General features: G+C 71.7%; 23 protein-coding genes. 13 read left to right on the top strand and 10 right to left on the bottom strand.

The annotated features are described in order from the left end of the window. Positions 1–6: 6 nt before the first annotated feature. Entirely contained in the window at positions 7–552 is a 546-nt protein-coding gene (locus tag IL992_RS23940; protein ID WP_193205622.1) for a type 1 glutamine amidotransferase domain-containing protein, read from the bottom strand. Positions 553–643: 91 nt separating this feature from the next. Here IL992_RS23940 and IL992_RS23935 point away from each other — a divergent pair, with 91 nt between their 5' ends. Then, entirely contained in the window at positions 644–1,411 is a 768-nt protein-coding gene (locus tag IL992_RS23935; protein ID WP_193205621.1) for a DUF72 domain-containing protein, read from the top strand. A 37-nt stretch (positions 1,412–1,448) separates the two neighbouring features. On the opposite strand, the gene IL992_RS23930 is transcribed toward IL992_RS23935, so the two are convergent. Beyond that, positions 1,449–1,982, bottom strand: coding sequence for a hypothetical protein (locus IL992_RS23930; RefSeq protein WP_193205620.1), 534 nt, complete (start codon positions 1,980–1,982; stop codon positions 1,449–1,451). A 233-nt stretch (positions 1,983–2,215) separates the two neighbouring features. On the opposite strand from IL992_RS23930, the gene glnII reads away from it, so the two are divergent. The 7 genes from glnII to IL992_RS23895 all read left to right on the top strand — a co-directional run bounded on the left by glnII (position 2,216) and on the right by IL992_RS23895 (position 8,249). Continuing rightward, positions 2,216–3,229 (top strand): glutamine synthetase, encoded by a 1,014-nt coding sequence (gene glnII / locus IL992_RS23925; protein ID WP_193205619.1) that lies wholly within the window; start codon positions 2,216–2,218, stop codon positions 3,227–3,229. Between the two features lie 90 nt (positions 3,230–3,319). Continuing rightward, positions 3,320–4,390 carry a glycerophosphodiester phosphodiesterase gene (locus tag IL992_RS23920; protein ID WP_319018781.1) on the top strand — a complete coding sequence of 357 codons (1,071 nt, stop codon included), beginning with the start codon at positions 3,320–3,322 and terminating at the stop codon, positions 4,388–4,390. A 171-nt stretch (positions 4,391–4,561) separates the two neighbouring features. Then, on the top strand, positions 4,562–4,780 hold the full coding sequence (locus IL992_RS23915) for a hypothetical protein (protein WP_193205617.1): 219 nt from the start codon (positions 4,562–4,564) through the stop codon (positions 4,778–4,780). A gap of 82 nt (positions 4,781–4,862) precedes the next feature. Further along, positions 4,863–5,786 carry a metal ABC transporter substrate-binding protein gene (locus IL992_RS23910; RefSeq protein ID WP_193205616.1) on the top strand — a complete coding sequence of 308 codons (924 nt, stop codon included), beginning with the start codon at positions 4,863–4,865 and terminating at the stop codon, positions 5,784–5,786. Next, entirely contained in the window at positions 5,783–6,544 is a 762-nt protein-coding gene (locus IL992_RS23905) for a metal ABC transporter ATP-binding protein (protein WP_193205615.1), read from the top strand. The genes IL992_RS23910 and IL992_RS23905 overlap by 4 nt, the downstream gene beginning before the upstream one ends. Beyond that, positions 6,541–7,425, top strand: a complete 885-nt coding sequence (locus tag IL992_RS23900; RefSeq protein ID WP_193205614.1) for a metal ABC transporter permease — start codon at positions 6,541–6,543, stop codon at positions 7,423–7,425. Before IL992_RS23905 ends, IL992_RS23900 begins: the two co-directional genes overlap by 4 nt. Then, positions 7,422–8,249, top strand: coding sequence for a metal ABC transporter permease (locus IL992_RS23895; RefSeq protein WP_193205613.1), 828 nt, complete (start codon positions 7,422–7,424; stop codon positions 8,247–8,249). Before IL992_RS23900 ends, IL992_RS23895 begins: the two co-directional genes overlap by 4 nt. Here the strand turns inward: IL992_RS23895 and IL992_RS23890 are convergent. The 3 genes from IL992_RS23890 to IL992_RS23880 all read right to left on the bottom strand — a co-directional run bounded on the left by IL992_RS23890 (position 8,239) and on the right by IL992_RS23880 (position 10,628). Continuing rightward, positions 8,239–9,420 (bottom strand): zinc-dependent alcohol dehydrogenase, encoded by a 1,182-nt coding sequence (locus IL992_RS23890; RefSeq protein WP_193205612.1) that lies wholly within the window; start codon positions 9,418–9,420, stop codon positions 8,239–8,241. The two genes, IL992_RS23895 and IL992_RS23890, sit on opposite strands and share 11 nt — an antisense overlap. Before the next feature lie 37 nt (positions 9,421–9,457). Beyond that, the gene (locus IL992_RS23885; protein WP_193205611.1) at positions 9,458–9,733 is read right to left on the bottom strand and encodes an isoamylase early set domain-containing protein; all 276 of its coding nucleotides are present in this window, start codon (positions 9,731–9,733) and stop codon (positions 9,458–9,460) included. A gap of 76 nt (positions 9,734–9,809) precedes the next feature. Continuing rightward, positions 9,810–10,628 (bottom strand): SAM-dependent methyltransferase, encoded by an 819-nt coding sequence (locus IL992_RS23880; protein WP_319018780.1) that lies wholly within the window; start codon positions 10,626–10,628, stop codon positions 9,810–9,812. A gap of 172 nt (positions 10,629–10,800) precedes the next feature. On the opposite strand from IL992_RS23880, the gene IL992_RS23875 reads away from it, so the two are divergent. After that, positions 10,801–11,790 (top strand): zinc-binding dehydrogenase, encoded by a 990-nt coding sequence (locus IL992_RS23875; protein WP_193205609.1) that lies wholly within the window; start codon positions 10,801–10,803, stop codon positions 11,788–11,790. A 10-nt stretch (positions 11,791–11,800) separates the two neighbouring features. Here IL992_RS23875 and IL992_RS23870 read toward each other — a convergent pair whose 3' ends face one another. The 3 genes from IL992_RS23870 to IL992_RS23860 form a co-directional block, all read right to left on the bottom strand. After that, positions 11,801–12,859: a sulfite oxidase gene (locus IL992_RS23870; RefSeq protein WP_193205608.1), complete on the bottom strand. Its 1,059-nt coding sequence runs from the start codon at positions 12,857–12,859 to the stop codon at positions 11,801–11,803. 36 nt (positions 12,860–12,895) lie between these two features. After that, the gene (locus IL992_RS23865; RefSeq protein WP_193205607.1) at positions 12,896–13,060 is read right to left on the bottom strand and encodes a hypothetical protein; all 165 of its coding nucleotides are present in this window, start codon (positions 13,058–13,060) and stop codon (positions 12,896–12,898) included. Between the two features lie 86 nt (positions 13,061–13,146). After that, entirely contained in the window at positions 13,147–13,488 is a 342-nt protein-coding gene (locus tag IL992_RS23860; protein WP_193205606.1) for an ArsR/SmtB family transcription factor, read from the bottom strand. 91 nt (positions 13,489–13,579) lie between these two features. Between IL992_RS23860 and IL992_RS23855 the strand changes: the two genes are divergently transcribed. Beyond that, positions 13,580–14,677 (top strand): NADH:flavin oxidoreductase/NADH oxidase, encoded by a 1,098-nt coding sequence (locus IL992_RS23855; protein ID WP_193205605.1) that lies wholly within the window; start codon positions 13,580–13,582, stop codon positions 14,675–14,677. A gap of 29 nt (positions 14,678–14,706) precedes the next feature. Then, positions 14,707–15,672: an LLM class F420-dependent oxidoreductase gene (locus IL992_RS23850; protein ID WP_193205604.1), complete on the top strand. Its 966-nt coding sequence runs from the start codon at positions 14,707–14,709 to the stop codon at positions 15,670–15,672. Here the strand turns inward: IL992_RS23850 and IL992_RS23845 are convergent. Next, positions 15,669–15,950 carry a hypothetical protein gene (locus IL992_RS23845; RefSeq protein WP_193205603.1) on the bottom strand — a complete coding sequence of 94 codons (282 nt, stop codon included), beginning with the start codon at positions 15,948–15,950 and terminating at the stop codon, positions 15,669–15,671. The two genes, IL992_RS23850 and IL992_RS23845, sit on opposite strands and share 4 nt — an antisense overlap. Before the next feature lie 150 nt (positions 15,951–16,100). Here IL992_RS23845 and IL992_RS23840 point away from each other — a divergent pair, with 150 nt between their 5' ends. After that, positions 16,101–16,814, top strand: coding sequence for a dienelactone hydrolase family protein (locus tag IL992_RS23840; RefSeq protein ID WP_193205602.1), 714 nt, complete (start codon positions 16,101–16,103; stop codon positions 16,812–16,814). Here IL992_RS23840 and IL992_RS23835 read toward each other — a convergent pair. Beyond that, positions 16,796–17,755 (bottom strand): sulfite exporter TauE/SafE family protein, encoded by a 960-nt coding sequence (locus IL992_RS23835; RefSeq protein ID WP_319018779.1) that lies wholly within the window; start codon positions 17,753–17,755, stop codon positions 16,796–16,798. The two genes, IL992_RS23840 and IL992_RS23835, sit on opposite strands and share 19 nt — an antisense overlap. 266 nt (positions 17,756–18,021) lie before the next feature. Between IL992_RS23835 and IL992_RS23830 the strand changes: the two genes are divergently transcribed. Then, positions 18,022–18,951 carry an ROK family protein gene (locus tag IL992_RS23830; protein ID WP_319018778.1) on the top strand — a complete coding sequence of 310 codons (930 nt, stop codon included), beginning with the start codon at positions 18,022–18,024 and terminating at the stop codon, positions 18,949–18,951. Positions 18,952–18,979 lie beyond the last annotated feature (28 nt).

The following is an 18,979-nucleotide window of genomic DNA, read 5'->3' as shown; positions in this document are numbered from 1 at the left end:
CCTCGCTCAGGCGCCGAACGCGTCCACGGCGGCCTGGCAGAAGGCCTTCAGGTCGTCCGGCTTCCGGCTGGTCACCAGCGTGTTCGGGCCACCCGTGCAGACCATGACCTCTTGGTCCACCCAGGTCGCCCCCGCGTTGCGCAGGTCGGTCTGGAGGCTGGGCCACGAGGTCAGCGTGCGCCCGCGCACCACGTCGGCCTCCACGAGGGTCCACGGCGCGTGGCAGATCGCCGCGACCGGCTTGCCCGCGTCGAAGAACTCCTTGACGAACCGTACGGCCTCCGGCCGCATTCGCAGGAAATCGGGGTTGGCGACCCCGCCGGGGAGGACCAGCCCGTCGAAGTCGGCGGCGGAGACCTCTCCGGCCACGGCGTCCACGGGGAAGGTGCCGGCCTTGTCGAGGTGGTTGAACGCCTGGATCTCCCCGCGCTCCACCGAGACCAGCCTCGGCGTGCCGCCCGCCTGCTGGACGGCCTTCCACGGCTCGGTGAGCTCGACCTGCTCGACCCCTTCGGGGGCGACGAGGAATGCGATCGTCTTGCCCTGGATCATCGTGCTCCCCTTTCTTGGCGTTTTTGCTCGTTCTTGACGTCGCGTGCCCCGCTGACCGCGATCTATGCCGTCCGCTGGGTAGGGGAAGGACATGCCCGTGCTGGTGGGGACCTCTGGGTGGCAGTACGCCGACTGGCGCGACCTCGTCTACGGCGGCGTACCTCAGAGGCTGTGGCTGGAGAGCTATGGCGAGATCTTCGCCACGGTCGAGAACAACAACGCCTTCTACCGGCTGCCGAAACGGGAGACGTTCGAGTCGTGGCGGGAGCGTACGCCGCCCGACTTCGTCATGGCGGTCAAGGCGAGCCGCTTCCTGACGCACATCAAGCGGCTGAAGGACCCGGAGGAGCCGGTCGAGCGGCTGATGGGCGTGGCCGAGGGTCTCGGCCAGAAGCTGGGCCCCATCCTGCTGCAGCTGCCGCCGACCCTGCAGGTGGACGCCGGACGGCTGCGGGGCTGCCTGGCCCGGTTCCCGCGTGCCGTACGGGTCGCCGTCGAGCCGCGGCACGCCTCGTGGTGGACCGACGAGATCCGCGCCCTGCTGACCGAGTTCGGGGCCGCGTTGTGCTGGGCGGACCGTCTCGGCCGGCCGGCCGGACCTCTGTGGCGTACGGCCGACTGGGTCTACCTGCGCTTCCACGAGGGAGGGGCCGAACCCTGGCCCAACTACGGCCGGCGTGCGCTGCGCAGTTGGGTGGACCGCCTGGGGGACGTGCCGGACGCCTACGTCTACTTCAACAACGACCCCGGCGGCGCCGCCGTACGCAACGCGCTCACCTTCGCGGAGCTGGCGTGCGCGCAGGGGCGGGACGTCAGCAGGGCGCGGCTTCCCGAGCGGTCCCCCGAGCCCGTCCGGTAGTGACCGGACGGGCGAGTGTCACCCCCGACATGACGGGTCAGGCGCGGCGCTCGTCGGCCGCGTGACGCCCGCCCGCCACCAGCTGGTCGGGGGACGACTGCTGGGCGGGTACGGAGAGACGGTTGTGCGGGGCGGTGGGGTGCTCGGCGCGCTCGGCCCGGTCGTCGACGCCGTCGCGGTCCCGGTCGACCTTCGGATACTGCTTGGTGACGGGCTCGGCGGCTGCCGGGGCGGACGTCGAGGTCGTCGAGGTCGTCGGGGTCGTCTCCAGACGACGCTCCAGGTCGCGCTTCTCGGCCTCCAGCCGGGAGACGCGGTCCCGCTCCGCCAAGCGCTCCTCACGCCGGCGGCGGCGCTTCATGGCGGCACGGCGCATGCCGCCGGTGATGAGCAGCAGGCCGACGACGAACACGACGGCGGTCACGACGCCGGCGATGAACAGCTCGAACGGGCTGAGGTTGAACGTTCGGTCCAGGACCGTGATCGGCATGGTGTTCGCGGTGTCGTTGACCGACACCTCGATGACGGCCGCCGCCGCGATCAGGACCAGAAGCAGGCCCAGTAAGACCATCTGCCTTCACTCCCAAATACTGGTTGCTGTGCGGTTGCGATTCGTGGACGCTCTCCGACTGCCCGCACAGGCGCGGATCATGTGCCTCAGGTCACATGAGGTCAGAGGGAGGACAAGGCAAAGAATCCGCGTTAACACCGTGTTCACAAACGGGCAAAAGCTACGAAATGCCAAAAGGGCAATCTCGAGCGTGGCGGACGAACGCCAGGCCGCCTCGTTCGAAAGGGATCGACGTGACCTACAAGGCCGAGTACATCTGGATCGACGGCACGGAGCCGACCGCGAAGCTCCGTTCCAAGACCAAGGTCCTTGCCGACGGCGCCGAGCCGCCGCTGTGGGGCTTCGACGGGTCCAGCACCAACCAGGCCACCGGTCACTCCTCCGACCTGGTGCTCAAGCCGGTGTTCACCTGCCCCGACCCGATCCGCGGGGGCGACAACGTGCTGGTCATGTGCGAGGTACTGCACACCGACATGACCCCGCACGCGTCCAACACCCGCGCCCTGCTCACAGAGGTGGCCGAGCGGTTCGCCGACCAGGACCCGTGGTTCGGCATCGAGCAGGAGTACACCTTCTTCAAGGAGGGCCGCCCGCTCGGCTTCCCGCTGGGCGGCTTCCCCGCCCCGCAGGGCGGCTACTACTGCGGCGTCGGCGCCGACGAGGTGTTCGGCCGTGACATCGTCGAGCTGCACCTCGACCGCTGCCTGGCCGCCGGCCTCAAGATCTCCGGCATCAACGCCGAGGTCATGCCCGGCCAGTGGGAGTTCCAGGTGGGTCCGGGGGGTCCGCTGGAGGTCGGCGACCACATGTGGGTCGCCCGCTGGCTGCTCTACCGCACCGCCGAGGAGTTCGACGTCGCCGCCACGCTCGACCCGAAGCCGGTGAAGGGCGACTGGAACGGCGCGGGCGCGCACACCAACTTCTCCACCAAGGCCATGCGTGAGGGCTACGACCCGATCATCACCGCGTGCGAGGCCCTGGCCGACAACGCCATGGAGCACGTCAGGAACTACGGCCACGGCATCGAGGACCGCCTCACCGGCCACCACGAGACCGCTCCGTGGGACAAGTTCAGCTACGGCGTCTCCGACCGCGGCGCCTCGGTCCGCATCCCGTGGCAGGTCGAGGTGGACAAGAAGGGCTACATCGAGGACCGGCGCCCCAACGCCAACGTCGACCCCTACGTCGTCACCCGCCTGATGGTCGACACCTGCTGCACGGCTCTGGAGAAGGCCGGCCAGGTCTGATCAGCTCCACGAGGAACTGACACGGTTCCCCCATCTCCGTACGGCTCCCGCGTCCAGGCGCGGGAGCCGTACGCGTATACGGTGGCCGTTGTGCCACATTCGCCGGAACCCGTCGTCATCGGCCACCGGGGCGCCAGCGCGCTGCGGCCCGAGCACACGCTGTTGTCGTACCAGACGGCGATCGCGCTCGGGGCCGACTACATCGAGCCCGACCTGGTCTCCACCAGGGACCATGTCCTGGTGGCCCGCCACGAGAACGAGATCTCGGGGACCACCGACGTGGCGAGCCACCCCGAGTTCGCCGGCCGCCGCACCACCAAGACCATCGACGGGGTGGCGGTCACCGGCTGGTTCACCGAGGACTTCACGCTCGACGAACTGCGCACGCTGCGGGCCGTCGAGCGCATCCCCGACCTGCGCCCGGGCAACACCGCCTTCGACGGACTGGCCTCGATCCCGACGTTCGACGAGGTCCTGGAGCTGGCCACGCGGCACGGCGTGGGCGTGTACCCGGAGACCAAGCACCCCGCCTACTTCACCTCCATCGGCCTGCCGCTGGAGGGGCCGCTACTCGACGCGCTGGCCCGGCACGGCCTGCGCGACCGGCACGATCGGGTCTTCGTCCAGTCGTTCGAAGCGGCCAACCTGCGCGAGCTGCGCGGGAAGACCCGGCTGCCGCTGATCCAGCTCGTCAGCGGCTCCGGCGCGACGTACGACCGGATGGTCACGTCGCCAGGGCTCGAGGAGGTCGCGACGTACGCGGACGGCATCGGCGTGGCGACCTCGCGGGTCGTCCCCACGGGCCCCGACGGCCGCCTCCTCGCCCCCACGACGCTGGTGCGGGACGCCCATCGGGCCGGGCTCGACGTGCACGTGTGGACCGTCCGCGACGAGAACGCCCATCTCCCGGCCGACTTCCGGCGCGGCGACCCGGCCGCTCCGGCGTACGCGCGGGCGACCGGCGACGTGATGGGCTGGCTGGCGATGCTCTACGACCTCGGCGTGGACGGCGTGTTCGCCGACAACCCCGGCACGGCCCGGGCCGTGCTGTCCGCGACCGCCATGGCCGTGCGGACGAAGGCGGCGACGGCCGCCGAGCGCGCGTCCTGCGGCCAGGCGACCGACAGCGTGACCGGCTCGAGGCCGGCGACGGCGCGGTAGGCGATCTCAGGCCGGGGGTAGCGCCGTGCGATCGAGGCGGGGAGGAACCAGACGATGCTGCCCAGCTCGACCAACTTGAAGATCTGCGTCATGTCCATGACGCTCTGCTCGGCCGGGCCATCGCGATCGTCATGCTCGGACTCACGTGTGAGGCCGCAGCAGCATCTGATCATGAGCTACGCCCCGGCGGGAATGCAGCCGATGGTCGCCTCGCTGAATCAGTCCGCGCTCTACCTGGCGGTCTCGTTGTCCGGCGCGGCCGGCGGGATCGCGCTGGACGCCGCCGGCGCCGTGCTGCTCCTGCCGCTGGCGACGGTGCTCGCCGTGGCCGCGGCCGGTCTGACCTGGTGGCACGGCCGCCGTACGGACGGCCGAAGTGTCCTAAGTTGACAATGATTTTCATTTGCGAGACATTTGGAAGGGATGTTTCCCCTGATGCACCGACTTTGATATGCCGACTTGAGGATTCGTCGTGCTCTCGCCGCTCGCCCGTACGTTGTCGTCCGCCGCCCTGCTCGTGCTGTTCGCCGCCGGGTGCGGCGGCGCGGACAAGCCCCCTTCCACTTCCGATCCGGCCCAGCCGCTGAAGGTGGTGGCGACCACCACACAGGTGGCCGACTTCGCCCGCAACGTCGGCGGCGACCGGGTCAGCGTCCACCAGTTGCTCAAGCCGAACGTCGATCCCCACGACTACGAGCCGTCCCCGGCCGACATGCAGGCCATCGCCGAGGCCGACGTGCTCGTCAAGAACGGGGTGGGCCTGGAGAAGTGGCTGGACGAGACGATCTCGGCCGCCGGTTTCGACGGGCCCGTGGTCGACGCCTCCCAGGGCGTACGGATCCGCAACGGCGATCCCCACATCTGGCACAACCCGCTGAACGTCAAGACGATGGTCGCCACGATCGAGAAGGCGTTCGCCGCCGCCGATCCGGGCGACGCCGCGGCCTACCAGGCCAACCGGGTGGCGTACGACGCGAAGCTCGGCGCGCTCGACACCGAGATCGCGAAGAAGATCGAGTCCGTCCCCGCCGACCGGCGCAAGCTGGTGACCAACCACGACGCCTTCGGCTACTACCTCGACCGTTACAAGCTGACGTTCGTCGGCTCGATCATCCCGAGCTTCGACACCTCCGCCGAGTTGTCCGCCAAGCAGGTGTCCGACCTCGTCGCCAAGATCAAGGCGACCGGGGTGGCCGCGATCTTCTCGGAGGCGTCGCTGCCGCCCAAGACGGCCGAGGCGATCGGCCGCGAGGCCGGGGTGACGGTCGTGGCCGGCGAGGACGCGCTCTACGGCGACTCACTGGGCCCCGAGGGGTCGGCCGGTGCGACCTACCTGCAGATGGAGGAGCACAATACCGACACCATCGTCAACGCGTTGAGGGGGACCGTCGCATGAATGAGCGCGCGCCGACCCTGGTGCTCGACCGGGCGAGCGTGGCCTACGGCGACGTCCCGGTCCTGGAGGAGTTGGACGGCGTCGTCCACGAGGGCGAGGCCGTGGCGCTGATCGGCCCGAACGGCGCCGGCAAGTCCACGTTCATCAAGGCGCTGCTCGGCCTGGTGCCGGTCGTACGCGGCCGGATCGAGGTGCTGGGCCGGCCCCCGGCGCAGGCCCGCCGCGACGTCGCCTACGTGCCGCAGGCCGACACGCTCGACCCCGACTTCCCGGTGTCGGTCGAGCAGGTGGTGATGATGGGCCGCTACCGGCGGATCGGCTGGCTGCGCCGCCCCTCCGCCGAGGACCGGGCCGAGGTGGCCGAGGCCCTGGAGCGGGTCGGGCTGGCCGGGCGGGCGCGCGACCGGTTCGGCACGCTGTCGGGCGGGCAGCGCCAGCGGGTGCTGCTGGCCAGGGCCATCGCCGCCAAGCCCCGGATGCTGCTGCTCGACGAGCCGTTCAACGGTGTGGACGCGGTCAGCCAGCACGCGCTGCTGGAGGCGATCGGCTCGCTGAAGGCGAAGGGCGCCTCCGTCGTCGTCAGCACCCACGACCTCGCCATCGCGCACCTCGCCTGCGACGAGGTGTGCCTGCTCAACCGGCACCAGTTCGGCTTCGGCCCGACCGGAGACGTGCTGACGCCCGAGCGGCTGCGCGCGACGTACGGCGGGCACGCGCTCGAACTGCGCGGCGACCGCGTGATCGTGACCCAGACATGATTCTCTTCGAACCCTTCCACCTGCCGTTCATGGCCCGCGCACTGGTCGAACTGGTCGTCCTCGGCGCGCTCGCGGGCACGGTCGGCGTGCTGGTGCTGCTGCGCCGGCTCGCCTTCGTCAGCGACACCCTGACGCACACCGTCTTCCCCGGTGTGGTCATCGGCCACCTCATGGCCGGGGACGGCGGCATCTTCTGGGGTGCGCTGGCCGCCGGGGTCGCCACGGCCGTCCTGCTCACGCTGCTCACCCAGCGCCGCCGGGTGAGCGAGGACGCCGCGCTCGCCATGCTGCTGACCACGCTGTTCGCGGTCGGCGTCGTGATCGTGTCGCGGCAGACGGGCTTCACCGCCGACCTCACGGCGTTCCTGTTCGGGCGGGTGCTGACGGTCACCGAGGCGCAACTCGCGCAGACCGCCGTCGTGACGGTCGTGGTCGTGGCGTTGCTCGCGGTGCTGCGGCGGCCCCTGCTGCTGCGGGCCTTCGACCCCGAGGGCGCCCAGGCGGCCGGGGTGCGCGTGGGCCTGCTCGACCTCGTGCTGAACGTCGCGGTCGCGCTGGTCGTCGTGGCCGCCGTCAAGGCGGTCGGCACGATCCTCGTGATCGCGCTGCTCATCGTGCCGGCCGCGGCGGCGCGGAGCCTGTCGGACCGGCTCGCGGTCATCGTGCCGCTCGCCTGCCTCGTCGGCGCGGCCGCCGGGTGGCTCGGGCTCGTCGTGAGCTACGAGGCGTCGGTCGGGTATGGCGTCAGGCTCGCCTCCGGCGCGACCGTGGTGCTCGTCCTGGTGGCGATGTACGGCCTGGCCCACGCCGCCGGGTTCGTCCGCAGGAAGGTGGGCCTGAGCCGCGCCCGCCGCCGCACCGTCCTGGAGGTGTCGGCGTGAGCTGGCTCGACTCCACCGTTCACCGTGCCCTCGTCGAGGCCGTCCTGGTCGGCGTGCTGGGAGGGGTGGTCGGGGTCTTCGTGATCGCGCGGCGGCTGCCGTTCTTCACGATGGCCCTGACGCACGCGACGTTCCCCGGCATCGTCATCGCGGCGCTGCTCGGGGTGAACCTCTACCTCGGTGGCGGGCTGTTCGGGCTGCTGGTGGTCGCCGCCGTCCTCGCGTTCGGCCGGGGCCGCGGGCAGGACTTCACCACGGCCACCGGCATCGCCCTGTCGGGCGGCTTCGCGCTCGGTGTGGTGCTGGTGTCGGCCCAGGACGGCTTCACCAAGGACCTGGCCGCCTACACGGTGGGCGACGTCCTCGCCGTCGGCACGGGCGACCTGGTGGCGACCACCGTGGTCGCCGCCGGCGTGCTGCTCCTGCTCGCCCTGGTGGGCAAGGAACTGCTGCTCGCGGCGTTCGACCCGGTGGGGGCGGCGGCGCTCGGGCTGCCCACCGTGCTGCTGGACTTCGCGCTGCTCGCGGTCGTCGAGGTGACCGTCGTCGCCACCGTGCCCGCGCTGGGGACGATCCTCGCCGTGGCGCTGATCGTGGGCCCGGCCGCGACCGCCCGCCTGCTCACCGACAGGCTCGCGCCGCTGTTCCCGCTCGCCGCCGCGATCGGGGTCGCGTGCGCCCTTGCGGGCGTGTGGGTCTCCACGCGGTGGAACGTCGCGACCGGGGCCTCCATCGCCCTGTTCGTGGGCCTGGTGTTCGGTGCGGTCTTCCTCGGCACCGCCGTACGCGGCCGGGTCAGGCGGGCCGCGGCCGTCAGGGCTTGAGCAGCACCTTGATCGCGCCGTCCTCCTTCTTCTGGAAGATCTCGTAGCCGTGCGGGGCCTGGTCGAGCGGCAGGCGGTGGGTCGCCAGGTCCTCGACCCTCAGGGGATCGCCGTCGCCGGTCAGGAGCGGCATGAGGTCGTCCACCCACCGCTTGACGTGGGCCTGGCCCATCCTGAGCGTGATGCCCTTGTCGAACATCTGCAGCATGGGCATGGGGTCGGTCATCCCGCCGTACACGCCGCTGATCGAGATCGTGCCGCCGCGCCGTACGGTCTCGATGGCGTCCTGCAGGGCGGCGAGCCGGTCGAGACCGGCGCGGGTCATCATGGCGGCGGCGGCCTTGTCGGGCAGCATCCCGGTGACCGTCTGGGCGAGCTTGCCCACGGTGTAGCCGTGCGCCTCCATGCCGACGGCGTCGATGACCGAGTCGGTGCCCCGCCCCCCGGTGATCGACCGGATCGCCTCGGGCACGTCGTCGGTCTCGTTCCCGTCGATCACCTCGATGCCGTGCCGCCGTGCCATCTGCAGGCGTTCGGGGACGATGTCCACGCCGATCACGCGGTAGCCGCGGTGGCGGGCGATGCGGGCCGACATCTGCCCGATCGGTCCGAGGCCGAAGACGGTGACGCTGCCGCCGTCGGGGACCTCGGCCCACTCGACGGCCTGCCACGAGGTGGGCAGCACGTCGGAGAGGTAGACGAACCTCTCGTCCGGCGGCCCGTCCGGCACCTTGATCGGCCCGAAGTGCGCCTGCGGGACGCGCAGGTATTCCGCCTGGCCGCCGGGCACCTCGCCGTACAGCTTGGTGTAGCCGAAGAGCGCGGCACCGGTGTCGTACTCGCGGACCTGGGTGGTCTCACACTGGGCGTACAACGCGCGGTCGCACATGTAGCAGTGGCCGCACGAGATGTTGAAGGGGATCACCACGCGGTCGCCGGGAGCGATGTGGGTGACCTCCGCGCCGACCTCTTCCACGATGCCCATCGGCTCGTGGCCGAGGATGTCGCCCTCGCCGATGAACGGGCCGAGCACCTCGTACAGGTGCAGGTCGGAGCCGCAGATCGCGGTCGTGGTGACCCGGATGATCGCGTCGGTGGGTTCCTTGATGGCCGGGTCGGGGACCTCCTCCACCCGTACGTCGCGCTTTCCGTGCCAGGTAATTGCCTTCATGGCGCCCCGTCTGCCCTGCTTCTGGCCAGAGAAACAGTCAGATATGCAGCACGCTGCCCTGGTCGTCCACCTGGTCGGCACTGTCGTCGTCGAACCACACGCCGCCCGTCGCGAGGTAGCGGAACCGGTGCGCGCCGGGCGGGAGGATCACCGAAACGGTGCGGGTGCCGTTCCTGCGCCGCAGCAGTTCGTGGCGGCCGGGCAGCCAGTCGTTGAAGTCGCCCACCACGCTGACCGTCCCCGAGGGCTCGTCAACGGGCAGGGTGAAGGTGACTCGGGTCTTCTGCCCGAACAACCTGGTGCGCTTGAGCATGCCGCATAGCCTGGCGTATCGCCCCTAAAGGAAGAAACAAGTACACGCAGGACGTAACACAATATTCACGCCCTTTTCAGGGTGCGTGTCCGACCCCGCAGAGGAACCACGTGGGCAGGTGGCGGCGGGCCTGCCGGGCGAGCAGGTTCTCGTCGTCGGGCCGCCAGTCGTCGAGCGGGACGAGGCCCGGTTCGATGAGATGGAAGCCGTCGAACAGCTCGTGGATCTGCTCGCGGCTCCGCAGCGTGACGCCGGTGCTGGCCTGCCGGTAGACGGCCGCCCCCTCGCGGGCGTCACCGGCCCGTTCCTCGTCGGTGACGTGGGACAGCACGAGGTGGCTTCCGGGGGCCACGGACTCCCTGAGACGGGCCACGAGCTCGGCCGGCTTGTCGTCGTCGGTGAGGAAGTGCAGCACGGCCACGAGCAGGATGGCGACCGGCTCCGAAAGATCGATCAGCGACAGGAGCTCCGGATCGGCCAGGATCTCCTCGGGACGCCGCAGGTCCCCCTGCACGGTGACGGCGGTGGCGGCGGTGCCCGACAGCAGGGCCCGGGAGTGCGCGAGCACGACAGGGTCGTTGTCCACGTACGCCACCCGGACGCCGGGGTCCATCTCGTGCGCCACCTCGTGGACGCTGCCCTCGGTCGGCAGTCCGGTGCCGATGTCCACGAACTGCCGGATCCCGGCCTCGGCCACCAGATGGCGTACGGCCCGGCGCAGGAAGGCGCGGTTGCGGCGGGCGAGCGCGGGGGCCTCGGGCGCGACCTTCAGCACTTTCTCCGCGGCTTCCCGGTCGGCCGCGAAGTTGTCCTTTCCGCCGAGAAAGTAGTTGTACATGCGCGCGGGATTGGGGACGCGCGCGTCGATACCGGGTGGCGGCGCGTCATCAGCCACGCAACATCTCCTCACTCGCGGTAGTAAAGAGGACTTGGTGCGAGCATAAGGGCCGCCGAGGAAAAACCCAACGAAGAACGCCATAACTCTGTGACTCCATCTATCGGCCTACATGCGACCTAGGACCATCGCCCGATGTGGGGGCGTGTCTCGGAGATCTATAACGGGACGCATGTACGCCATACGACTGCACGCCTTTGGTCCCGCCGAGAATCTCGTCTACGAGGAGGTCGAGGATCCCGAGCCGGGGCCCGGCCAGGTCCGCGTGGCCGTACGGGCGGCGGGGGTGCACCTGGTCGACACCACGCTGCGGGCGGGGAAGTACGCCGGCGGCCCGATCCCCGTCCCCGATCTGCCCACGATTCCCGGCCGGGAGGTCGCCGGGGTCGTCGACGCCGTCGGCCCCGGAGTCGATCCCGGACTGGTCGGCAGGCGGGTGGTGACCCACCTCGGCATGGTTCCCGGCGGCTACGCCGAGCTGGCCGTACGGGACGCCTCGGCGATCCACGAGATCCCGGACGGCCTGGGGTACGGCGAGGCGGTGGCGATGATCGGCACCGGCCGGACCACCATGGGGATCCTCGACGTCGCGGAGATCCGGGCGGACGACGTCGTCGTGGTGACGGCGGCGGCGGGAGGCATCGGCAACCTGCTGGTGCAGGCGGCGGTGCGGGCCGGGGCCACGGTCGTCGGGCTCGCCGGCGGCGCGGCCAAGGTGAGCCGGGTGCTGGCGCTGGGCGCGCACCACGCCGTGGACTACGCCGCTCCCGGCTGGCCCGACGAGGTGAGGGCGCTGCTCGGCGACCGGGAGGTCACGCTGGCGCTCGACGGCGTCGGCGGGGACCTCGGGCGCACGACCCTGGAGTTGCTCGGCGTCGGCGGCAGGATCGTGCTGTTCGGCTGGGCGGACGCCGAGGGCGGCCCGACCGCGCTGACCACGGAGGACCTGTACGCGCGCGGAATCACCGCGGCGGTGGCGGTCGGCCCCCGGGTGCTGAAGCGGCCGGGCGGCCTGCGGGGCCTGGAGGAGCGGGCGCTGGCGGCCGCGGGGTCGGGGGCGCTGGTCCCGCTGGTGCAGAGCTTCCCGCTCAAGGAGGCCGCCGCCGCGCACGCCGCGCTGGAGACTCGCGCGACCACGGGCAAGGTGGTGCTCGTCCCCTAAGTCAGGAGCCCTAAGCCACGAGCACAGGGTGGGGGAGCACCGAGTTGTGGCAGTAACCGAGGTTGTTCCAGGGGGTGGCCTCGGGCTGGGAGCGGCCGTGTTCGTCGGTGGCCCGCACCCGCACGACGTGCGCGCCGGGGGTGGGATCCCAGGGGAACCGCCAGCGGGTCCAGACGCCCGCGAGGTCCGGCCCGTCGAGTGCGGCCGGCCGCCAGGGGCCGTCGTCGATCCGGTAGTCGACGGCGGCCACGCGGTCCTCTCCGGCGTACGCCCGGCCGCGGATCGTCTGCGGGCCGGGATGCAGTCGTGCGGGCCAGGGCAGTTCGACCAGGCTCGCGACCGGCGTGGAGGTGATCGGCACGGCCGGATGGCCGGGGGCGACGATCACGTAGTCCTCGGTGTTCCACGGCGCGCGCAGCGGCCGGTCGGACACCTCGATCCGGCCCACCCACTTGACGCTCGCGGCGCCGAGCCAGCCGGAGACCACCACGCGGGCGGGGAAGCCGTGGTCGGGCGGCAGGATCTCGCCGTTCATGGCGAGCGCGAGCAGGGTGTCGGGGGCCAGGGCCTTGGCGAGGGGCATCGGGCGGCGCCCGCGCGCCTCGTCGAGGCCTTCCGGCATGACCTCGACGGCGGCGTCCGTCAGGCCCGCGGGTTCGAGCAGGTCGCGCAGCGGGATCCCGGTCCACTCGGCGGTGCCGATCGCGCCGCGGCCCCACTGCACCCCGCCGAAGCGGTGCCCGTGCTCGGCGCCGAAGAGGGCGCGCCGGTTGCCCGCGCACTCCAGGGTCCGGACGACGGACACGAGCGGGAACCGGCGCCACAGGTCGTCGTAGGTATAGCGGACGGTGCGGCGCACACCGCCGCCCTCGACGCGCAGCGTCCAGGTTCTCGCGTCGAGACGGGGAGTCGGGGCGTGGTTGCGGACGAAGAAACGGTCTAGGGGGGTGAGCAGCCCCGGCAGGCGGTCGGGCCTGGTGCCGTAGTCGAGGCCGGTGCCCGCGTCCTCCATGAGGGCGGCGATGACCGGCTTCACCACCGTCGTGCGGATGTCGCGTGTCGTACGCATCGGCCCTTCCCTTCCGGACCGACGCGGTGACGGCCGTCAGCCCAGGTCGTGGCTCGCCCTGCGAGCCTGACGCTGCGCCCAGGACGCGAGACGCGACCAGCGCCGGGCCGCGACCAGGCGGCTGGCGACGCGTGCGTTGTCGGCCTCGCGGTGCAACTCGGTGACGCGCTCGGTGGCCAGGGAGTAGTCGTAGAACATCATTACCGTCCAGGTCGCCGTTGTAACTGTCTTAAATTTCTTTGGCAGTTACAAAGGTACGGCAAAGGGATGTGACTGGTCAAGTTCGTTTAAACGGTCACAGTCCTGGCCTGCTGGGCGTCGTACGCCGTGACCACCGTGTCGAGCAGGCCGGGGAAGAGGGCGTCGAGATCCTCACGGCGCAGGGAGCTCATCTTCGCGGTCCCCCGGTAGACCTGCCTGATCACGCCCGCCTCGCGAAGCACCCGGAAGTGGTGAGTGGTCGTCGACTTGCTGACCGCGAGGTCGATCGCCGAGCAGGAGGATTCGCCGCCGTCGGCCAGGAAGCGCACCACCTGGAGGCGTACGGGGTCGGACAGCGCGTGCAGCACGTCCTCCAGCCGGATCTCGGACCGGTCCGGATGGTCGAGCGTCCGGGATTGCGGGGCCATCGGGCCTCCCTTTGTACGAAGGTCTTCGTAGTTTGACAGATGCCGTACTACGATAGCTATCGTACAAGGGTCCCGATGAGAGGAGCGCGGCGTGAGCGCGTTGTTCGAGCCCCTGACCCTGCGGAGCCTGACCATCCCCAACCGCGTCTGGATGGCGCCGATGTGCCAGTACAGCGCGGCCGTGGAGGGGCCCGAGCAGGGCGTGCCCACCGACTGGCATCTCACCCATCTCGGCTCCCGGGCGGTGGGCGGGGCCGGTCTGATCGTGGTCGAGGCCACCGCCGTGTCCCCCGAGGGCCGGATCAGCCCCGCCGACCTCGGGCTGTGGAACGAGCGCCAAGAAGCGCAGTTCGGCCGCATCACCCGGTTCCTGGCCGAGCACGGCGCGGTGCCCGGCATCCAGCTCGGCCACGCCGGGCGCAAGGCGTCCACCGACCGCCCCTGGCGCGGTGGCGCGCCGGTCGGCCCAGAGGCCCACGGCTGGCGGCCGGTCGGGCCCAGCCCGGTTCCGTTCGACGAGGGTCACCCGGTGCCGGAGGAGCTGAGCGAGGCGGACATCCGGCGGGTGGCGGAGGGCTTCGCGGCGGCCGCGCGGCGCGCGCTCGCGGCGGGCTTCAAGGTGGTGGAGATCCACGGCGCCCACGGCTACCTGATCCACGAGTTCCTGTCGCCGTTCAGCAACCGGCGCACCGACGCGTACGGCGGCTCCTTCGCCAACCGCGCCCGCTTCGCCCTGGAGGTGGTCGACGCCGTACGGGCCGAGTGGCCGGACGAGCTGCCGCTGTTCTTCCGGGTCTCGGCCACCGACTGGCTGAGCGAGAACCCCGAGGACTCCCGCGAGGGCTGGACGGCCGACGACACGGTGCGGCTGGCCAAGGAACTGCTCGCCCACGGGGTGGACCTGCTCGACGTCTCGACGGGCGGCAACGCGCCGAAGGCCCGGATCCCCGTGGAGCCGGGATATCAGGTGCCGTTCGCGGCCCGGGTGAAGGCGGAGACCGACCTGCCCACGTCGGCCGTCGGCCTCATCACCGAGCCGCGCCAGGCGGAGGAGATCGTGGCCTCCGGGCAGGCCGACGCGGTCATGCTCGGCCGCGAGCTGCTGCGCAACCCCTACTGGCCCAACCTGGCGGCGCGCGAGCTCGGTGTGCCCGGGCGCCGGCCCGACCAGTATCACCGCGCCGTCTGACCGGCGCGGACATGGGTAGGGGTCGCGGTATGGCAGAGATCGGATTCACACTCATGTCCGAGCAGTCACCCGCGAAGGAGCTGGTGGAGGACGCGGTCACGGCCGAGCGGGTGGGCTTCGACTACGCGGTCATCTCCGACCACTACTTCCCGTGGCTCGAGGAGATGGGCCACTCTCCGTACGCCTGGTCGGTGCTGGGCGCGGTGGCGCAGGCGACCGAGCGGCTGCCGCTGATGACCTACGTGACGTGCCCGATCATGCGCTACCACCCGGCGGTGGTGGCGCAGAAGGCGGCCACGATGGGTGTGCTCAGCGACGGCCGGTTCACCCTCGGCGTGGGCGCGGGCGAGAACCTGAACGAGCACGTGGTGGGGCACGGCTGGCCGCCGGTCAACACCCGGCACGAGATGTTCCGCGAGGCGATCGAGGTCATCAAGGAGCTGTTCCAGGGCGGTTATCGCAACTACCGCGGCGAGTACTTCGACATCGACTCGGCCCGGCTGTTCGACCTGCCCGAACGGCCGGTGCCCATCGCGGTCGCCGCGTCCGGCGAGCAGTCGGTGGACATCGCGGCCGAGCTCGGCGACGGCCTCGTGGCGACCGACCCGGACGGGTCGCTGGTGGAGAAGTTCGCCGCGTCCGGAGGCGAGGGCAAGCCCGTCTACGGCCAGCTGGCCGTCTGCTACGACCCCGACAAGGACGCCGCGATCGAGCGGGCGCATCGCCTGTGGCGCTGGTCGGTGGCCGGCTGGAAGGTCATGTCTGAGCTGCCCGCGCCGGTGAACTTCGCCGCCGCGACGGAGACCGTACGGCCGGAGGACGTGGCCGAGAAGGTGCCCTGCGGGGCGGACGTCGGCGCCGTGGTCGAGGCCGTGCGGCGGTACACCGAGGCCGGCTTCACCCACCTCGCGCTCGTGCAGGTCGGACGGGAGCGCCAGCGGGAGTTCTTCGAGTGGTCGGAGAAGGAGCTCCTCCCCGCGCTGCGCGAACTCTAGCCCCGCTCGACCGCGACGGCGGGGATGCCGCCGAGGCAGTCCGCGGCGGGCAGCCTCCCGGTGCGGACGAAGTCGGTCTGCAGCGCGATCACGCAGGAGGCCGTGCTCCCGCCGCTCTCCGGCGCGTGCCCGCTGTCCGGCACCGTCAGCGCCTCGGCCCGCGGGCTCGCGCCGCGACCGCAGTCGGAGGCCGGGCGCGGGCGGGGTGGCGAGGCGCAGCCCTCCAGGGAGGCGAGGAGGGCGGCCGCGGCGAGGAGCGCGGCCATCGCTTTGATCACGTCTCCCGATCCTCCCGGCCCGGGCGGCCTCCGGGATCGTCCGTCCGGCGGGACCGCCGCTACCTCGCCCGTATGGCCGCCCCCGGCCGTACGCCGGAGGTCTGACGGCGCGTGAGATGATCGCGGTCGGCACCGCGGATGGGAGGAACGATGCCCGAGCGCACGCAGACGGTGACGGTCGCGGACGGCGGCTTCGACCTGCGCCTGTGGATTCCGGAGCGGGGGAGCGGCCCCGGGCTGCTGCTGATCCCGGAGATCTGGGGCGTGAGCGACTACATCAGGGCCGTCGCCGCCGACCTCGCCGCCCTCGGTTACGTCGTGGGCGTGCCGGACCTGTTCTGGCGGCTGCGGCCCGGCTGGGCGGCCGCGCACGACGAGGAGGGGCTGCGCGCCTCACTGGAGCTGTCGGCGGACTTCGACCCGGAGAAGGGCGCGGACGACTGCGCCGCCGCGCTGGCCGCGCTCGCGGCGCGGCCCGAGGTGACGGGCGGGACCGGCGCGCTCGGCTTCTGCCTCGGCGGCTCGCTGGCCTACGCGATCGCGGCCCGCGCCGACGGGAGCGGCCTGTCCGCCGTGGTGTCCTTCTACGGCTCGGCCGTGCCGGACGCGCCGCGGCTGATGGACGACATCCGCTGCCCGATCCAGTTCCACTTCGGTGGCCGGGACCCCTACATCCCCCGCGACAGGGTGGCGGTCGTGGAGGAGGCGGCGGCCGGACGGCCGAACGTGGAGGTCCACGTGCAGGAGGAGGCCGGCCACGCCTTCCACAACTTCTTCGCGCCGATGTTCCACAACCCGGAGGCGGGCCGTACGGCGTGGGGGATGGCCATGGACTTCCTGCGCCGTCACCTCCCGGCGGCCTGAGCCTCCCGCTTCCGGGGAAGCGCGGGCAGGCCGCACCGCACACGCAGGACCATCCAGAAGGCCGGGGCGAGCAGCAGCACGGCGACCAGCACCCAGACGGTCTGGGTGTTGCCGACGCCGAACATCTTCAGCGCCGAGGCGAGCAGCACGAACGCCAGGACGCGGCGGATCAGCCCGCCGGGGGCGCGCGAGGAGATCCGTGAGCCGAGGTAGACGCCGGGGATGGAGCCCGCCAGCAGCGCGACCGTGACCGACAGCGTGAACTCGCCGAACAGCAGGTGCCCGAGCGCGGCCGACATGACGAGCGGCACGGCCTGGACGAGGTCGGTCCCGACGAGCTGGTTGGCCTTCAACGCGGGGTAGAGCGCCAGCAGGGCCACGATGATGAGCGAGCCGGAGCCGACCGAGGTGATGCCGACCACCAGCCCGCCGACGGCCCCCACCAGTGCGGTCGGCAGCGGCCGTACGGTGACGGAGGGCATCTCGGTCGCGGCCGGTTCGCCGGGGGCGGCGGTGCGGCGGCCGGTCTCGGGGGTGCGGCCCTCGGCGCGGTCGCGCATCGCGAGGTAGCCGCGTACGGCCAGGCCCCCCGCCGCGATGAGCAGTGCGACGCCGAGACCCTTCTGGATCACCTCCTGCACGGCCTCGCCCTTGCCCAGCGCGCGGGCGATGAGAACTCCGCAGAACGCCGCGGGGACCGAGCCCGCGCACAGCCAGGCGACGAGCCGCAGGTTGACCGTTCCCCGGCGCAGGTGCACGAGGCTGCCCACCGGCTTCATGACGGCGGCGGCGACGAGGTCGCTGGAGACGGCGGCGAGGGGTGGCACGCCGAAGAACGTCACGAGCATGGGCGTCATGAGGGCGCCGCCGCCCATCCCGGTGAGGCCGACGACGACGGCGACCAGGAACGAGCCGATCGCCATGGTGTAGTCGAAATGCACCCGCTAACCCTACCTAACCCATCGGAATTATGGATACCCCCCTGTCATGGTGAACTTTTCTCGCTGAACCGGTTCGGCCGATCTGTCGCGGCGTACCCCGTCGTGGGCCGGTCACCCGCGCCTGGCTGCGCTTTCTCGCCGTGGTCGGGACCGTGGGAGGTCGCGGAGGGATCACATCGATGATCGGCCGTTGACGTGGTGGTCGCGCACCCACTACCTTTGCCGGGCCTTATCCGGTTAAGTGACATGTGGTTGAGGGGCTGGGGATGCCGATGACCGTCCTCGCGGTGGACATCGGCGGCACGAAGTTCGCCGCCGCGGCCGTCGCGCCCGACGGCGAGATGCTGGTCCGCGCCGAGGTGCCGCTGCGCGGCCCGGGTTCGGCCGACCGGACGCTGTCGGAGGTCGTGGGCCGGATCACCGAGCGCGTGCCGCCCGCCCGCCTCGACGGGATCGGGGTGGGCTCGGCTGGGCCGCTCGACCCGCGCCGGGGCACCGTCAGCCCGGTGAACATCCCCGCCTGGCGCGAGTTCCCGCTGGTGGACGCGCTCGGCGAAGTGCTGCCCGGCAGGCCCGTACGGCTCGCGGGCGACGGCCAGTGCATGGCGCTCGGGGAGTGGTGGCGCGGCCTGAGCGGGGACGGCGCGGCGCGGAGTCGGGCCATGCTCGGCATGGTGGTCTCCACCGGCGTCGGAGGGGGCTTCGTCCTCGACGGCGTGCCCTACGTCGGCCCGACCGGCAACGCCGGGCACATCGGTCACATCACCGTCGATCCCGGCGGCGAGCCGTGCCCCTGCGGCGGCGTCGGCTGCGTCGAGACGATCGCGAGCGGACCCAGCATGGTGCGGTGGGCCGCCGCGAACGGCTGGGCCGGTGAGGACGCGCGGGCGCTGGCCGCCGACGCCCGGGCCGGGCACCCCACCGCCACGCTCGCGTTCCGGCGCGCCGCCGACGCGCTGGCCACCGCCGTGCTCACGGCGTCCGCCCTGTTCGACCTCGACCACGCCGTCATCGGAGGGGGCGTGGCCGCGGCGGGGCCGATCCTGTTCGACCCGCTCAGGCAGGCGATCGAGAGGAACGCCGGGCTCGGCTTCCTGCGGCGCCTGCGGGTGGACCCGACCTCCCTGGGCCGCGACGCCGGGCTCTTCGGCGCCGCCGCCCTCGTCCTGTTGCAGGACGACGACCCGGGCACCTGACCGGCCCGGGCCTCCCCGACCACAAGGA

It is taken from the genome of Microbispora sitophila (genome assembly GCF_014892245.1).
In the GTDB taxonomy this organism is placed as follows: domain Bacteria; phylum Actinomycetota; class Actinomycetes; order Streptosporangiales; family Streptosporangiaceae; genus Microbispora; species Microbispora siamensis.
Note: the sequence above shows the minus strand (reverse complement) of the source record. Positions and strands in the feature narration are given on the sequence as shown.

Coding starts and splice junctions, on each gene's coding strand:
- IL992_RS23870 (WP_193205608.1), bottom strand. CDS start 12,859: ATGCGTACGACACGCGACATCCGCACGACGGTGGTGAAGCCGGTCATC.
- IL992_RS23940 (WP_193205622.1), bottom strand. CDS start 552: ATGATCCAGGGCAAGACGATCGCATTCCTCGTCGCCCCCGAAGGGGTC.
- IL992_RS23865 (WP_193205607.1), bottom strand. CDS start 13,060: ATGATGTTCTACGACTACTCCCTGGCCACCGAGCGCGTCACCGAGTTG.
- IL992_RS23830 (WP_319018778.1), top strand. CDS start 18,022: ATGCCGATGACCGTCCTCGCGGTGGACATCGGCGGCACGAAGTTCGCC.
- IL992_RS23915 (WP_193205617.1), top strand. CDS start 4,562: ATGAGCTACGCCCCGGCGGGAATGCAGCCGATGGTCGCCTCGCTGAAT.
- IL992_RS23890 (WP_193205612.1), bottom strand. CDS start 9,420: ATGAAGGCAATTACCTGGCACGGAAAGCGCGACGTACGGGTGGAGGAG.
- IL992_RS23905 (WP_193205615.1), top strand. CDS start 5,783: ATGAATGAGCGCGCGCCGACCCTGGTGCTCGACCGGGCGAGCGTGGCC.
- IL992_RS23850 (WP_193205604.1), top strand. CDS start 14,707: ATGGCAGAGATCGGATTCACACTCATGTCCGAGCAGTCACCCGCGAAG.
- IL992_RS23840 (WP_193205602.1), top strand. CDS start 16,101: ATGCCCGAGCGCACGCAGACGGTGACGGTCGCGGACGGCGGCTTCGAC.
- IL992_RS23860 (WP_193205606.1), bottom strand. CDS start 13,488: ATGGCCCCGCAATCCCGGACGCTCGACCATCCGGACCGGTCCGAGATC.
- IL992_RS23930 (WP_193205620.1), bottom strand. CDS start 1,982: ATGGTCTTACTGGGCCTGCTTCTGGTCCTGATCGCGGCGGCGGCCGTC.
- IL992_RS23900 (WP_193205614.1), top strand. CDS start 6,541: ATGATTCTCTTCGAACCCTTCCACCTGCCGTTCATGGCCCGCGCACTG.
- IL992_RS23935 (WP_193205621.1), top strand. CDS start 644: ATGCCCGTGCTGGTGGGGACCTCTGGGTGGCAGTACGCCGACTGGCGC.
- IL992_RS23875 (WP_193205609.1), top strand. CDS start 10,801: ATGTACGCCATACGACTGCACGCCTTTGGTCCCGCCGAGAATCTCGTC.
- IL992_RS23885 (WP_193205611.1), bottom strand. CDS start 9,733: ATGCTCAAGCGCACCAGGTTGTTCGGGCAGAAGACCCGAGTCACCTTC.